The sequence below is a fragment of the Brevibacillus sp. AG genome, from assembly GCF_028369215.1.
GTDB lineage: Bacteria > Bacillota > Bacilli > Brevibacillales > Brevibacillaceae > Brevibacillus > Brevibacillus porteri.
On the sequence record NZ_JAQMYO010000024.1, the window covers coordinates 19,894 to 34,345 of the forward strand.

The window sequence follows — 14,452 nt, forward strand, 5'->3', positions numbered from 1 at the left end:
TTCTCATTTTGTAACCGAACAGATATATAATGTAAATATTCTGATATTTATAATCTTATACAATGAAAGGAGCACATCATGGATGGATGCACGAATCGAAACAAAAACGATTCAGACCGATCGACTGCTCGTTTCTTATCTGACAGCTGGCGTACTAGAAGGAGAACCGCTCCTCCTCATTCACGGCAATGCATCAGCCAACTTGTTCTGGGATGATACCATTGCGGCTCTATGTGACCAGTACCGTGTGTACGCACCTGATATGCGTGGCTATGGAGCAAGTGAAGCATTGCCCATCGATGCGACACGCGGTTTGCGAGACTGGTCGGATGACCTTCATTCGTTTATTCGGGCATTGGACTTGCCAACACCCGTCCATCTTGCCGGCTGGTCGTTGGGCGGTGGGATCGTGATGCAGTTTGCCATCGATCACCCGCAGGAAGTACGCTCCCTGATTCTAATCGCCCCCATGTCTCCTTACGGCTTTGGTGGAACCAAGGATATAGCTGGCACCCCGTGCTACAGCAGCTTCTCAGGCTCAGGTGGAGGAGCTGTCAACTCCGAGCTGGTCAAAAGGATAGCAGCCAAAGATATGAGTAATGAATCTCCCTCCAGTCCTCGCAATGTCATGAATCAGCTTTATTTCAATCCCCCGTTCCAGGTTGGCCCAGAGCAGGAAGACCGTTATGTTAGCGCGATAATCTCTACGAGAACGGGAGAGGGCTTTTACCCTGGTGCTTTTGAATACGTAAACGATTGGCCCGGTGTTGCTCCTGGGACGACAGGGATTACGAATGCGATTTCTCCCAAATACGTAAATTTGTCCGGTATTGTCCAGATGGAGCCGAAGTGTCCGATTTTATGGATTCGCGGTGCGGATGATTCCATTATCTCGGATCAGTCGCTTGCTGATTTCGGTACACTGGGCAAGCTTGGCTATGTCCCCGGATGGCCGGGGGAAGGCGAATATCCTCCGCAGCCGATGGTCTCCCAAATTCGAGACGTGCTCGAACAATATCAGCGCGCTGGTGGTTCCTATCAGGAGATAGTCATGGAAAATGTGGGGCACTCTCCACACATTGAAAAGGCAGAGGAGTTTGTAGCGCTCATTCGAAAGACCGTCAGGGCATGACCCTGGCGGTTTTTTTGCGATCCATTAGTTTCCTCCCCACCAAAATTGAGCGAATACCCGATGATGAACAACTTTAATATTTTCCTTGCCCAAAGCATACACCATCTGGGCTATTTCGGCGTTTCTTTCTCCGCTTTCGATACCTTTAAGTTAAATTCTCTTTCCTGCTCCTCAATAATCGTTCGATCCTCTGCATTATCTCTCACTACTTTTTGCGTCAAAATCGATCCAACTGCTACCAGAAGCATACATGCGATGTAATACCCCTTTTCGTGCAGCTGAAGACCTGTTGCATTGTATAAACCGATGGAAAATAGCAGTACACCTGCCCCCAATGTAAAGTATGCCAAGAAAGTGAAGGCTCCCGTGTTGCGCATCCGATGCTTTTGTGGATACATAGTAACACCCCTCACATAAGTCAACCGGACGATTTCTCGCCCGGTTGCCACTATAGATTACTTCACAGCTTCCTTCTTGCCAAAGAAAGTACGCAACGCCTTGTATACCTCGCCCTTTTCCCGAATGACACAATGCATGAATTTCGGCTCTTTGATGTGGCGATACGCTGACATGAGGGTTGAATGACGATTATACTGATTCACTTCGCCATAGCCGAACATGTTGCATCTCTCCATGAGCTCTTTCACCAGCTTTACGCAGCGCTCATTGTCAGACGTGAGGTTGTCGCCATCGGAAAAATGGAACGGGTAAATGTTGTACTGCGATGTTGGGTAGCGGCTATCGATGATCTCCAACGCCTTTTTGTAGGCAGAGGAGCAGATCGTCCCCCCGCTTTCCCCTTTCGAGAAAAAAGTGTCCTCCGTTACTTCCTTCGCATCCGTATGATGGGCAATGAAGACGATCTCGACTTTTTCGTACTTGGTGCGCAGAAAACGTACCATCCAGAAGAAAAAGCTGCGGGCAATATACTTTTCAAACACGCCCATACTTCCCGACGTATCCATCATCGCAATAATGACAGCATTGGAATGAGGCTTGATGATCTCTTCCCACGTCTTGAAGCGCAGGTCATCTTCGGTAATCCCCAGCTCCATATCACTGTAGCCTGCCAGCGCATTTCGGCGGATGGCCGCAATCAGCGTACGTTTTTTATCAATGTTGCCCATCAAGCCTTTTTTCCGGACATCATTGAACCGAGTCTCTTCCACGACGATTTGTTCCTCGTCTTTTTGTTGAAGGTTCGGCAGCTCCAGCTCGGCGAAAAGCATCTCCTGCAATTCTTCTACGCTGATTTCAGCCTCGTAGTAGTCTACACCTGGCTGATCACCCGCTCCCTGACCCTTTCCTGGCCCTTGCGCCGGATCGCCGTCACGGGCGACGACATCGCCTACTTTACTGTTTCCTTTACCTTGACCGCCATGTTTTCCCTTTTGGAAGTTAAAACGCAATCGGTATTCATCCAGGGAGCGAATAGGGATCTTAATAACTTCCCGACCATTCGACATGATGATGTTTTCTTCGCTAACGAGATCGGGGAGATTTTTTTTGATCGCTTCTTTCACTTTTTCCTGGTGTCGATTTTGGTCCTGGTACCCTTTGCGGTGCAGCGACCAGTCTTCCCGGGAGACAATGAACGATGATTCATCTTTCATGCCGTCTCCTCCTAGCAACTGGCGCAATCTGCGCCGAATATGACGTGCTCCTCATGTCGCCAACGTTCTGTCATCTGTTCAACAGGCTACCCACATAGCGCAGCAGTTCATTTGCGCAAACGGGGCAATATTGATGCTCTTCGATAAGACGCTTGGTGACCTCATTAATCTTCTTGAGCTGATGCTCATCCGGCGTTTTGTTCGAAGTCGTAATTTTGACGACATCTTTTAGATCGGCAAACAGCTTCTTCTCGATAGCTTCCCGCAGGCGATCATGCGTGCTGTAGTCAAAACGCTTCCCTTTACGCGCATAGGCCGAGATACGGATGAGAATTTCTTCGCGGAAGGCCCGCTTGGCATTTTCCGATATGCCGATTTGCTCCTCGATGGAACGCATCAGGCGCTCATCTGGATCCATCTCCTCACCTGTAACGGGGTCACGGATTTTATTCATGTTGCAATAAGCTTCCACATTGTCCAAATAGTTATCCATGAGCGTTTTTGCCGACTCTTCGTAGCTGTAGACAAACGCCTTCTGCACTTCTTTTTTCGCCAGCTCGTCGTATTCCTTGCGCGCGATAGAGATGAAGTTCATATACCTCTCCCGCTGCTCCTTGGTGATAGATGGATGCTGGTCAAAGCCTTCTTTAAGCGCCCGAAGAATATCAAGCGCATTGATGCACTCGGTGTCGCGGCGGATCAGTGCACTGGAGATACGGTTGATGACATAACGCGGATCAATACCGGACATTCCTTCATCGGCATGCTCGTTACGCAGTTCTTCCAGATCGGCTCCCTTGAAGCCTTCCACCGATTCACCGTCATACAGCCGCATCTTTTTCAGCAGATCGGCCCCTTGTTTTTTCGATTCTTTCAGGCGGGTCATAATGGAAAAGACTGCTGCTGACCGGAGCGCATGCGGTGCAATATGCACATGCCCCAAGTCGGATTGCTTGATTAATTTCGCGTATATTTTTTCTTCGTCACTGACACGCAGATTATACGGCATCGGCATGACGATAATCCGAGATTGCAGTGCCTCATTTTTCTTATTCGCAATAAAAGCCTTGTACTCCGATTCATTCGTATGCGCAACAATCAGTTCATCTGCAGAAATGAGGGCAAAACGACCTGCCTTGAAGTTTCCTTCCTGTGTCAGCGACAGGAGATGCCACAAAAATTTCTCGTCGCATTTCAGCATTTCCTGAAACTCCATCAATCCGCGATTGGCTTTGTTCAGCTCCCCATCAAAACGATACGCACGCGGGTCGGACTCAGAGCCGTACTTCGTAATCGTCGAAAAGTCGATGCTCCCCGTCAAATCGGCAATATCCTGAGACTTCGGATCAGAAGGGCTAAATGTACCGATACCGACACGATTGGCTTCGGAAAACAAAATCCGGTGAACAGGGAAATCCTCGATGCACCCTCCATATTCGGTTTCCAACCTCATCCGGTTATAGGGTGTCAATTCTCCTTCAATCTTGATTCCCAGCTCTTCTTCCACCTCTGGACGCAGCTCGTGCGGGATAAGATGAAGTGGTTCTTCGTGCATGGGGCAGCCATCAAGTGCATAGATCGCTCCGTCTTCCGTCCGTGAATACTCTTCCAGTCCTCGTTTGAGCATCGTCACGAGCGTAGACTTACCGCCACTGACAGGCCCCATCAAGAGCAAGATGCGTTTGCGGACATCCAGACGACGCGCAGCCGAGTGGAAATATTCCTCCACTAGACGCTCAACAGAACGATCCAGTCCGAAGATTTCCCGACTAAAAAATTGATACGAACGTGAGCCGTCCTCGTTCTCTTCAACCCCCGCACTTTTAATCATGTTGTAGACGCGTGAATGCGCCGTCTGGGCAATTTGCGGATTTTTACGTACCAGTTGCAAATATTCGGCGAATGTTCCTCTCCACATCAGGTTTTCTTCGCGGGCCCGGTGCTCAGCGATCCGTTTTAAAATGTCCATGTTCGACACTCCTCCCTCTTAAGCCCCTCTCTCTTCCCAACGACAATGTACTCTCATGTATATGTCCGCCTGCGGTCACGCATTCACGTGCAAGCCGTTTTCTCCGGTTGCCAACAGGCTCTTACAGCCTTTACATATGTGTATGCGAGACATCAGCACAAGTTTCAGCAATCTTCCCATAAAAATCCGTCACCTTGCTTTTTTACAGCTTGGGAGATTACGGAATTGTAAGGTTTAGCGAACGTAGCTGTAAGCTGATTCGATGGTTTGTAATCCCTTCTCCCCTGTAAAATACAATCATAAGCAACATACACGGAAGCCAATACGGATTGGCTTAAAATAACAGGAGGAACGATCATGGATATTCAAGCAGAACGCATTCAAGTGAAAAAAGGACTATATTTGACTGGCATCGCGAGCTTGGTGATTCTTGCGATATTCATTTACCAAGCAGTGACAGGGATGGAACTCGATACTGGTGAGAAACTGAGTGTATATATTGCGCTAAGTGCTTTTTTGAAGCTTGTGTATGACTATCGAAAATTGTCACTCACAAGGGCGCAACAACTTTAATTCGTTTGCAAAGTGGGCAGGCTACGCTATAATGGGAGTAGTTTGTTTACGAAAGGAGCTGTCAAACGTGGGTACATTTATCGTAGCATTGGTCCTCGGAGCTTTTCTGTTTTTCATGCTGACAGCGGGCTACAACGAAGACAAAACCTGGAACATGTAAGAAGCATCCAGGGGAAAAAAGCAGGCTGCCTACTGTGGCAACCTGCTTTTTTTGTTTTCTTGTTATTTCTTATTCTCTTTCTTTTCTGCTTTCTTCGCTTCGATTTCAGCCTTGATTTCTTTTGCGCTCTTACCTGCTGTGTCAACGCCCCACTTGGCCGCCTTTTCTTTTAGGTTCTCGAGCTGTTCTTGCTTCTTCGCTTCTTTGGCTGCCTTTTTCTCAGCGTTTTCTGCTTTTTTTGCTACTTTTGCTTCTTTAATAGCCGCTTTTACTTCCTTCGCCGTTTTACCTGCCGTATCAACGCCCAGCTTCACAGCTTTATCATTTAGCTTGGCGAGTTGTTCTTGCTTCTTCGCTTCTTTTGCCGCTTTTTTCTCAGCGTTTTCTGCTTTCTTTGCTGCTTTTGCTTCTTGAATGGCTGCTTTTACTTCCTTATTTGTTTTATCCGTGGTTTCTACGCCCCACTTGGCAGCCTTCGCGTTCAGTTTTGCTTTGTTTTCTTCCTTTTTCTCCGCTTTGGAGTGCTTAACCGTAGCATCCGCTGCTGTATCCGCCGCAGTCACTCCAGAGATACCGCTAAACAACAAGGTAGCCATCACCAGAGACGAAACAAGTTTTTTCATGCAGATTTCCTCCTTTATTATGTAAAACGTGATCGTACACCCCTAGCCTACCTGATGATTTTGGGAAAAGTATGTGAAAAAGCAGGCTTGACCATTTTTTCAAACGGACAGCCTGCTTCTCGCCTATTCTTTCATGGCCATTTCTTAACGCGCAAACACACCGCTTTTCTCAGAAATCGCCGTAAACAGCTCTTCTAATGATCCCCGCTGATCTACCGGATACTGAGGCTCCCCACGGTCTTCCATCCAATTGGTTACCAAGAACGTTTTCATCCCCAGCTTGGATGCGACCATGTCCTCCTGCATATGATTCCCGACCATGACACAGTCTGTCGGTTCAACCCCGAGCTTTTGGCAAATCTCATTGTAATAACCAGGATTCGGCTTCGTGAAATGCGACTCCTCGTAGACGGTGACCAGCTCGAATTCATCCGGGGACATCCCGATCCAAGCAAGGCGATGGTGAATCGCATCACGCGGGAAAACAGGATTCGTCGCTACTGCAACCCGAAATTCTTGCTCTTTGGCGGCAGTAATAATCTGCTTTGCCCATGGCGAAGGATACGTCAGGTGAGAAAGTGTCGGAAACACATCGCGATAAAACGAATCGAACAGAGGCCATATTTCCTCCCGATCCCACTCACTGTGTTCCATAAAATGTTCGATAAAAACTTGTTCGTTCGTCTTATCCGGCTCTTGGTTCATGATCATTGCCTTGGTCGCATCCCAAATCAGCGCCAACAGCTTTTCGGTATCATACTTATCTCCGACATGACGACCTACTTCAACCAAGTAACTTTTGACAAAGGGTTCTGTCTGCATCTCTAATAACGTACCGTCCAAATCAAACAGGATAGTGTTCACAGTCAAAATGAATCTCTCCCTCCCAAATGCCTTACGATAGCGATGGAAAACCTAACTGACGAAGTCCCTCAAACAGGACAATAGCTGCACAATTGGACAGGTTCACAGATCGGGTCGCACCGCTCATCGGGATACGAATAGTCTGTTCCCGATATTTTTCTGTCAGCTCTTCCGGCAGGCCCGTCGTCTCCTTGCCCAAGATAATGTAGTCGCCATCTCGGAAAGAAACGTCCGAATACAACTTTTCCCCCCAGGTCTCCACAAAGTAAAAGGTGCCCGCACCTTCCCCTTGTGCCGCAGCAAAGTGCTCAAAGCTCTCATGATGGTGAACATTTACTGCATGCCAATAATCGAGACCAGCCCGCTTCAGGTAACGATCGTCCGTTGAAAATCCGAGCGGATGAATCAAATGCAGATGCGCTCCTGTCGCTGCACATGAACGGGCGATGTTTCCCGTATTGGCCGGAATGAGCGGCTCATGCAAAACAATATGTAACGGCATATCTGAAAATCTCCTTGTAAATTGCGAACTTGATACCTGTACACGTTCTATTATACCACCGTGCCCAGCTTCTGTAACAAATGGAGTGCCTGCTGCATCTAATCAGAAACTTTTGGCTATCGAAGGAGTGACGATTAGATGGGGACACCCCTATCATTTGTGCGAAGTCTTGTCGCACATGTGAGCATCCTGAGTTTGATCCTGTTAGGCGCCAGTTGGATGTGGACTGATTTTTCTTCGTTCCCTGCTCTGGAAACATGGAGTATGATTCTCGGCTATCTCTCATTTATTTTGATTGGCTGCACCTTACTGATTGGTCCACTCCAGTCCTGGCTCCCTGCTGGCTGGATGGCTGTCAGCTTGTCCATCCGCCGAGATATCGGCATATGGGCGGGGCTAACTGGACTGCTGCACGTCATTCTTGTGCTCGTCCTTTTTGAAAGTGAGCCTCGCCTGATGATCATAGATAACAACCGTTCTGAAAAGGCCGATGGATGGCTGGGTCTGTTCTTTTTCGCTTCCTCGGATCCAACCATGTGGCCATCTCCCAACTGGACCTTCACAGGCGTTGCAAACTATCTTGGGCTGCTTGCTTTTTTCATACTACTGGCCCTGTGGCTGACGTCTTCTGCACGGGCAGAAAAATGGCTGGGTGGCTCCAGTTGGAAAAGGCTTCATCTCGCCAATCCATGGCTGTTTGTCATCGTCTTGTTCCATGGCTTGATTTACATCCAATCCATTAAAGGAGAACCGCATACCTTTTCAGACATGCTCGTTTTCGCGGCAATGATTTGGATGATTCGCGGCATCTCTTTTATACGAAGAGCTTTTTTTCGCAAGCGATAATTATACCCCTCTTATATGAAAGAAGGCATAGCGCATTTTGGGCGTATAGGCTGTGGAATCCTCATATGCCCAATAACGCATGCTGCTATCTGTCGTATGGGCATTCACTAACGGCATCTGATTCGCGTCTTTTGCGACCACGATCGTATTGTGCTGAAAACGCCCATCCCCGTTAAAATCATAACAAATGATATCACCTGGGACCAATTCGGCCGCAGAGCTTTTCGTAACCGCCCGCATAGGTGGTCCACCTGATTTCAAAAGCAAATACAAGCTATGCGCTACCGTCCAGCTATAGCTCCAAGAGGTGCCTTTTCCCGTGCGAATCCACCAACCCTTGCCCATCTCTTTCGACATCAGCATAGGGATTCCACCAGCGTGTAAACATTGCGAAATAAAATTCGTACAGTCATCCGTAAAACGAGGATATACGGGATTGGTCGTGTTCCAGTAGCGTTCCGCATACGCGACTGCATTTGCAGCGTTGTATCCTCCTGCTCCATGAACAATCAGCGTAGGTTGGTCAATGGCATCCTCGACGCCTGACACAACGATGACAGGCTCCTCCTCTTCCTCGACCACCAATTTTTGATCACCATTCGACTCCCTTGCCCCGATAATCGACCACTTTTCATTCGTTTTGAGCAACTGGAGCTGGAACAATCTTTTGTTTGCCTCTTTATACTTGGTATGCTTGATCCCCAAGGTTTTATTTTCTTGCCATTGAACCGTTATTTCCATGGTGGCATCGGTATCTACCCAGCACATGGGCGTTACTTGTCCCTGGACAGCCAACAATTTGACTCCCCGCTCCTCGGTTTTCCGCTTCTCCCGGTTCAGTCGATCCCATTCATCCTGTGCGCCAGACTCTCCTGTGCAATAAAAAGGCAACAGCCTCTCATATCTTCCGTCCATAGATGACTGGTGAACTGCTTGAAAGTATTGCTGAACAAATTCACGCCACTCCACTTTCCCCTCCTCCTTTCCCCCTCCAGACTGCGACATAGACCCATGAACCGTTCATCTCAATGAAGAATATGTCACTCGCGGAGCATTCAGAAGAAAAAGAAAAGCTGCCCGAGCAAGCAGACAGCTTATTTGGAAGAAGCGTGAGCAAAAAGTGGACCTTCTTCTAAGGACAGCAAATATTTTTTAATGGATAAGCCACCGCCGTACCCGACCAAGGCACCATTCGAGCCAACGACACGATGGCAAGGTATAATGACAGGAATCGGATTGCGATTGTTCGCACCGCCAATGGCCCGAACAGCTTTCGCTGCTCCAATAGCCAAGGCAATATCTTTGTAAGAACGAGTTTCTCCATAGGGGATGTTCGATAGCTCATTCCATACATCCTTTTGAAAGGGAGTTCCGTACAATACGGTTGGAACATCAAACGTCTTTCGCTTGCCTGCAAAATACTCTTCTAATTGTTTTTTTGCAGACTCATTGATCGTATCGTTGCGCGTTGGAGTAATTCCTAAGAACGTTTTTTTGCACCAGCGCACCAGAGGCGCTAATCCGTCTTGTTCATTGGCAAACTGAATGTAGCACAGCCCTTCTTCTGTAGAAGCCAAGAGCAATGGTCCAATCGGTGAATCCATCATGGTATAGCCTAATTCCTTTGCCATTTTACGTCCTCCCTCTCTCGTTCAAACTAAGCCTGTGCGCGAATCATGCTCATGCCTTTTTCTATCTCTTCCACCACTTCTGGTGACGCCTCTTTTGCTTTTGCGGAAATGAGCGCTTCTTGTGCCTGCTCTCCTCCGATTTTTCCAAGTGCCCATGCAGCAGTTCCACGAATGACTGGACGGGGGTCTTCGAACAAAAGACGCTCCAAATGAGGAACAGCCGTCCGATCTTTGAAATGTGCAAGTGCTAATATGGCATTGCGCTGAATGGGCTTTTTGCCCCGCCAAGATGAAGAGGATAGGCCGAACTTTTCCTTGAACTCCTTATTGCTCATCTGAAGCAGCGGAATCAATAAAGGCTTGGCAATCTCCGGATCAGGCTGAAATTCAGCATGATGGTCGTTGTCGATGCGACGATTCTTAGGACATACCGTCTGACAAGTGTCGCAACCATACAGCCGATTCCCGATTTTCCCGCGGAATTCATCTGGAATAAAATCTTTTACCTGAGTCAAATACGCAACACATCGCTGTGCATCAAGCTGTCCGCCCTGAATCAAGGCTCCGGTCGGACAAGCATCTACACATATATTACAGTCGCCACAGCCTTCTTCGATCGGTAGGTCGCTTGGCAACGGAAGATTCGTTACAAGCTCACCCAAGTACACCCATGATCCAAACTCCGGCGTTATGATGGCACAATTTTTTCCTACAAACCCAATCCCAGCCCGCTCGGCAACCGCCCGATCAGACAATGCTCCCGTGTCTACCATGGATTCGATCCGAGCTCCTGGCTCCAGCTCCATAATGAATCGAGTCAGCTTGTCCAGCTTGTCGCGCAGAACGTGATGGTAATCGGTTCCCCATGCTGCACGGCACAAGATTCCCCGATACGCACCAGGTTCTGATTTTGGTGGATTTTTTAGCTTGGATGGATAGGCAAGTGCGATAGAAATCAGCGAACGTGCCCCGTCCAGCAACAGTTCTGGATTCGTCCTCTTTTCTAAATCAGGCTCCTCAAATCCAGATTCATAACCCTTTTCCCGGTGTACAAGAAGCCGTTCTTTTAAGGTCGTGAATGGATCGGCACTGGCAAACCCGATCTTATCGATTCCGATTTCCTTGGCATAGTCAATGATGGACTGCTTTGTCTGCTCCCAGTACTGCAAGTCGTTCACAGCTGTTTAATCGCTCCTGTCGCCAATTCGTCGCACCGGTTGTTCCATTTGTTGTCGGCGTGTCCTTTGACTTTTACGTACTCTACCTTGTGGGTGTCCATCAATTGCAGCAGTTCTTTCCATAAGACCTGATTTTCCACCTGCTGGCCTTTGCTGTTTCTCCAGCCGTTTTTCAGCCAGCCTTTATACCAGCCTTGTTTGAAGCAGTTAACCAAGTATGCACTGTCGCTATATAGCGTCACCTTACAAGGCTCCTTCAATGTAGAGAGCGCCTTGATGGCTGCCAACAGCTCCATTCTGTTATTCGTTGTATGCGGTTCGGCTCCGGACATTTCCTTGATGTGTTGGCCGTACATCAGTACAGCTCCCCAACCACCTGGTCCTGGATTGCCGGAACAAGCTCCGTCTGTATAAATTTCAACCTCACGCATCGTCATCGTCAGGGGTTCCCTCCTCTGTTCTCTTCTATTGTATCGAAGCTTAGTCGCTTCCACAAAAATTTTTTGTTATACTACCAAAAATAGGTTTAGTAAGGAGTGTCTATAGATGAAAGTTCAGCTAGATTGTTCCGTGTCCGAGCGTCTGCCGCAATTTTCTCTCGGCATATTACAATACAACAATGCTTCCGTCAGTGACTCCCCAAAAATGCTGCAGGGACGCATTAATTATTATGTGGAGAGCTTGCGGCTTGCGCACGACACTGCAAACCTAACAGAAATCGAAGGCGTCCGCGAGTGGAGGGCCTGCTTTAAGCAAGTTGGCATTGATCCGTCCAGATACCGCCCTTCCTCCGAAGCATTACTGCGCCGACTGCTGCAGGGAAATCATTTTTTCTGGATCAACAGCGCTGTTGATGTTAATAATTTTTTCTCAGTTTTGCACGCGCTTCCTTTTGGGATTTATGACGTCAATCACTTAGCAGGTGATATCACTTGTCGTCTTGGCCACGCCGATGATGTCTATGAAGGATTAAACGGACGCGAAGTCAACATGGAAGGGAAACTGCTTCTCGCTGATGGTAACGGCGCATTTGGGAGTCCCATTGTCGATTCCAAGCGCTCATGCGTAACGGAACAAAGCCGCACACTGCTCCAAGTCATCTTTTTCCATGAAAAAATGGAACAATCTAAAAAAGAAGAAATCGTAGGTTCAGTTGGCCGCATGTTTACGGAAATCAACGGTGGCGAGCTGACTCACTCCTCTATTGTTACCGCCTAAGAAAAAGACGGCCCGTCATGCAGCCTGGCCGTCTTTTTCTACGCTATCTTCCTTTTTTCTAAAAACAATATGTTCTAGGACAAGGCACACAATAACTCCGAGCAATAAGCCATTGCCGAACAAAAAGCTGACTAGTGCAGGAAGTTGCTTCCAAGCTACAGCAGGTACGAACATGACTCCGATCCCGACCAGAAGTGAGCTTCCCCCAACAATAATCGTACGTTCGTCCATCTTCAGATTCACATAATCCTTCAACCCGAAGCCAAGCAGTTGCGTATAGGAAATGAACATCGCCGCATATGCCACTGGAGTAGGCAAAGCCGCCAAAAAATGGGCAACAGTGGGAATCAGCCCAATCAGCATCATCCCCAGCATTGCTATTACAAATGGCAGGCGCGAAGCCATTTTCGTCGTTTGAATAACCGCCGCTGCCAAGGAAAGTGGAATCATACCAACCACACCGCTCAAGCCTGACAGGAAATTGGATACCCCTGTAAAAATACCACCGCGATTGTACTGCTTTTCAGTAGGCACAGTGTCTGTCGCTTTTCCCATGACTGACAAACTCGTCATGAGGTTTGTCAACAGAACGAATCCTGTCAGCATACTTGTTAATACAACGCCCCAATCCCAACGTGGGGGTCCCCAAAAGAAAATGGAAGGCCATGAAAATAATTGCTCAGTAGGTCGGACAGGTTCTGTCCATCCAAGAAGCGCGTACACGATCCAGCCCCCAACCATGCCAAACAAAACCGCAAAACTGGAGAATCGTTTCGTTCGCATAATGAACACAACAAGGGCTACAATCCCTATGGACACGATTGCTACACCCGGTTGTACCTCTTTTGAATGCTGAAAACCAATACCGAGCATGCCTGTAAGAATGTTGCTACACAAAGAAACAGCAAGCAAAATCATATACGTACCTGATACTAGTGGTGTAAACCACTTCTGTAATTTTCCAATCCAGCCTAATAAGCCAAAAATGAAAAAGAGTAGACCTGCTAGTATCATCCCCACTTGAAAGGATTGACCAATTTCTTGTGGATGAAGACCCATGCTCGTTCCGAGTTGAGCCAAAATGATAAAGATCCCCCACCATAATCCAGCCGGGCCTTCTATCATCGGATAGCGGTGTCCAATCCACACTTGCAGTAGCGACGCGAGTCCAATGTAAAACATGGTCTGCTGCATCAGCTTTCCAATTTCATCAGCCTGCAAGCCGTACATATCTCCAATCATTAGTGGTACCGCCACACTACTGGAAACAGTTACGATCATCCATTGCAATACGGACAGCGTCGTGATCCCCATTGGCGGTTTGTCTTGCAGTTTGTAAAACACCTCAACCACCTCGTCCTGTTACTTACACAAGTTGTCTATTTCCCCTGTCTACACTATGCGCATATCAATGCAGAAAAAAACCCCAATCATCAAGATATCTTGACATTCAGGGTTAGCTTGTAAATGTATGGTGCCGGTGAAGGGACTTGAACCCCCACGGTTTCCCTCACGATTTTGAGTCGCGCGCGTCTGCCATTCCGCCACACCGGCAAATACTTTGGAGGAGGCACCCGGATTTGAACCGGGGGTGAGGGTTTTGCAGACCCGTGCCTTACCACTTGGCTATGCCTCCATGATATAAGGTGAAACAATTTGAGAAATGGAGCGGACGAAGGGTCTCGAACCCTCGACCTTCGCCTTGGCAAGGCGACGCTCTACCAATTGAGCTACGTCCGCATTTTAATGGCTGGGGTACTAGGATTTGAACCTAGGAATGACGGAGTCAAAGTCCGTTGCCTTACCGCTTGGCTATACCCCAATAAGTAATCCCCAACTATGAATTTATGGGGCGATCGATGGGACTTGAACCCACGAGTGCCGGAGCCACAATCCGGTGCGTTAACCCCTTCGCCACGACCGCCATGATTACTACTAATGTTTTGAAAAATGGCAGGGGCAGTAGGAATCGAACCCACACCAAAGGTTTTGGAGACCTTCGTTCTACCGTTAAACTATGCCCCTATAAAGGTGGCTCGGGACGGAATCGAACCGCCGACACGAGGATTTTCAGTCCTCTGCTCTACCGACTGAGCTACCGAGCCTTATATCTATGCTTTACGCGCCAATTTCATTTGAATAG

General features: G+C 48.1%; 15 protein-coding genes and 7 tRNA genes. 4 read left to right on the top strand and 18 right to left on the bottom strand.

From position 1 onward, the window contains the following. Positions 1–82 precede the first annotated feature (82 nt). A complete protein-coding gene (locus POF51_RS31330) occupies positions 83–1,132 on the top strand; it encodes an alpha/beta hydrolase (protein WP_069853079.1) in 1,050 nt (349 codons plus the stop codon). A 110-nt stretch (positions 1,133–1,242) separates the two neighbouring features. Here the strand turns inward: POF51_RS31330 and POF51_RS31335 are convergent, their stop codons facing one another. From POF51_RS31335 to POF51_RS31345, 3 genes are all read right to left on the bottom strand, one after another. After that, positions 1,243–1,530 carry a YiaA/YiaB family inner membrane protein gene (locus POF51_RS31335; protein WP_017251937.1) on the bottom strand — a complete coding sequence of 96 codons (288 nt, stop codon included), beginning with the start codon at positions 1,528–1,530 and terminating at the stop codon, positions 1,243–1,245. A gap of 57 nt (positions 1,531–1,587) precedes the next feature. Then, on the bottom strand, positions 1,588–2,745 hold the full coding sequence (gene yhbH / locus POF51_RS31340) for a sporulation protein YhbH (RefSeq protein WP_039961230.1): 1,158 nt from the start codon (positions 2,743–2,745) through the stop codon (positions 1,588–1,590). A gap of 70 nt (positions 2,746–2,815) precedes the next feature. Then, complete coding sequence (locus POF51_RS31345; protein ID WP_069853081.1) at positions 2,816–4,714, bottom strand: PrkA family serine protein kinase; 1,899 nt, start codon at positions 4,712–4,714, stop codon at positions 2,816–2,818. A gap of 357 nt (positions 4,715–5,071) precedes the next feature. On the opposite strand from POF51_RS31345, the gene POF51_RS31350 reads away from it, so the two are divergent. Beyond that, positions 5,072–5,287 (top strand): hypothetical protein, encoded by a 216-nt coding sequence (locus POF51_RS31350; protein WP_007726812.1) that lies wholly within the window; start codon positions 5,072–5,074, stop codon positions 5,285–5,287. Positions 5,288–5,509: 222 nt separating this feature from the next. Here the strand turns inward: POF51_RS31350 and POF51_RS31355 are convergent, their stop codons facing one another. The 3 genes from POF51_RS31355 to trmL all read right to left on the bottom strand — a co-directional run bounded on the left by POF51_RS31355 (position 5,510) and on the right by trmL (position 7,436). Continuing rightward, the gene (locus POF51_RS31355; RefSeq protein WP_069853083.1) at positions 5,510–6,070 is read right to left on the bottom strand and encodes a hypothetical protein; all 561 of its coding nucleotides are present in this window, start codon (positions 6,068–6,070) and stop codon (positions 5,510–5,512) included. A 144-nt stretch (positions 6,071–6,214) separates the two neighbouring features. After that, entirely contained in the window at positions 6,215–6,940 is a 726-nt protein-coding gene (locus POF51_RS31360; protein ID WP_271756727.1) for an HAD family hydrolase, read from the bottom strand. Positions 6,941–6,965: 25 nt separating this feature from the next. After that, the gene (gene trmL / locus POF51_RS31365; protein WP_069853088.1) at positions 6,966–7,436 is read right to left on the bottom strand and encodes a tRNA (uridine(34)/cytosine(34)/5-carboxymethylaminomethyluridine(34)-2'-O)-methyltransferase TrmL; all 471 of its coding nucleotides are present in this window, start codon (positions 7,434–7,436) and stop codon (positions 6,966–6,968) included. Between the two features lie 138 nt (positions 7,437–7,574). Here trmL and POF51_RS31370 point away from each other — a divergent pair, with 138 nt between their 5' ends. Next, the gene (locus tag POF51_RS31370; RefSeq protein WP_069853090.1) at positions 7,575–8,282 is read left to right on the top strand and encodes a ferric reductase-like transmembrane domain-containing protein; all 708 of its coding nucleotides are present in this window, start codon (positions 7,575–7,577) and stop codon (positions 8,280–8,282) included. On the opposite strand, the gene POF51_RS31375 is transcribed toward POF51_RS31370, so the two are convergent. The 4 genes from POF51_RS31375 to rnhA form a co-directional block, all read right to left on the bottom strand. After that, complete coding sequence (locus POF51_RS31375; RefSeq protein WP_069853093.1) at positions 8,283–9,251, bottom strand: amidase domain-containing protein; 969 nt, start codon at positions 9,249–9,251, stop codon at positions 8,283–8,285. A gap of 125 nt (positions 9,252–9,376) precedes the next feature. After that, on the bottom strand, positions 9,377–9,913 hold the full coding sequence (locus tag POF51_RS31380) for a methylated-DNA--[protein]-cysteine S-methyltransferase (protein ID WP_069853095.1): 537 nt from the start codon (positions 9,911–9,913) through the stop codon (positions 9,377–9,379). A gap of 26 nt (positions 9,914–9,939) precedes the next feature. Next, positions 9,940–11,091 carry a tRNA epoxyqueuosine(34) reductase QueG gene (queG, locus tag POF51_RS31385; RefSeq protein ID WP_017250184.1) on the bottom strand — a complete coding sequence of 384 codons (1,152 nt, stop codon included), beginning with the start codon at positions 11,089–11,091 and terminating at the stop codon, positions 9,940–9,942. After that, positions 11,088–11,522: a ribonuclease HI gene (rnhA, locus tag POF51_RS31390; protein ID WP_170831644.1), complete on the bottom strand. Its 435-nt coding sequence runs from the start codon at positions 11,520–11,522 to the stop codon at positions 11,088–11,090. Before rnhA ends, queG begins: the two co-directional genes overlap by 4 nt. 115 nt (positions 11,523–11,637) lie before the next feature. Between rnhA and POF51_RS31395 the strand changes: the two genes are divergently transcribed. Then, positions 11,638–12,309 (top strand): B3/B4 domain-containing protein, encoded by a 672-nt coding sequence (locus tag POF51_RS31395; protein ID WP_069853099.1) that lies wholly within the window; start codon positions 11,638–11,640, stop codon positions 12,307–12,309. Between the two features lie 15 nt (positions 12,310–12,324). Here the strand turns inward: POF51_RS31395 and POF51_RS31400 are convergent, their stop codons facing one another. From POF51_RS31400 to POF51_RS31435, 8 genes are all read right to left on the bottom strand, one after another. After that, positions 12,325–13,653, bottom strand: a complete 1,329-nt coding sequence (locus POF51_RS31400; protein WP_069853102.1) for a purine/pyrimidine permease — start codon at positions 13,651–13,653, stop codon at positions 12,325–12,327. A 128-nt stretch (positions 13,654–13,781) separates the two neighbouring features. After that, a tRNA-Leu gene (locus POF51_RS31405) sits at positions 13,782–13,863 on the bottom strand. Positions 13,864–13,871: 8 nt separating this feature from the next. Further along, a tRNA-Cys gene (locus POF51_RS31410) sits at positions 13,872–13,945 on the bottom strand. A 28-nt stretch (positions 13,946–13,973) separates the two neighbouring features. Continuing rightward, positions 13,974–14,049: transfer RNA gene (locus POF51_RS31415), tRNA-Gly, on the bottom strand. A 7-nt stretch (positions 14,050–14,056) separates the two neighbouring features. Next, positions 14,057–14,131: transfer RNA gene (locus POF51_RS31420), tRNA-Gln, on the bottom strand. A 26-nt stretch (positions 14,132–14,157) separates the two neighbouring features. Beyond that, positions 14,158–14,233: transfer RNA gene (locus tag POF51_RS31425), tRNA-His, on the bottom strand. A gap of 27 nt (positions 14,234–14,260) precedes the next feature. Then, positions 14,261–14,334 (bottom strand) — tRNA-Trp (locus tag POF51_RS31430). Between the two features lie 7 nt (positions 14,335–14,341). Next, positions 14,342–14,414: transfer RNA gene (locus tag POF51_RS31435), tRNA-Phe, on the bottom strand. Positions 14,415–14,452: the final 38 nt, after the last annotated feature.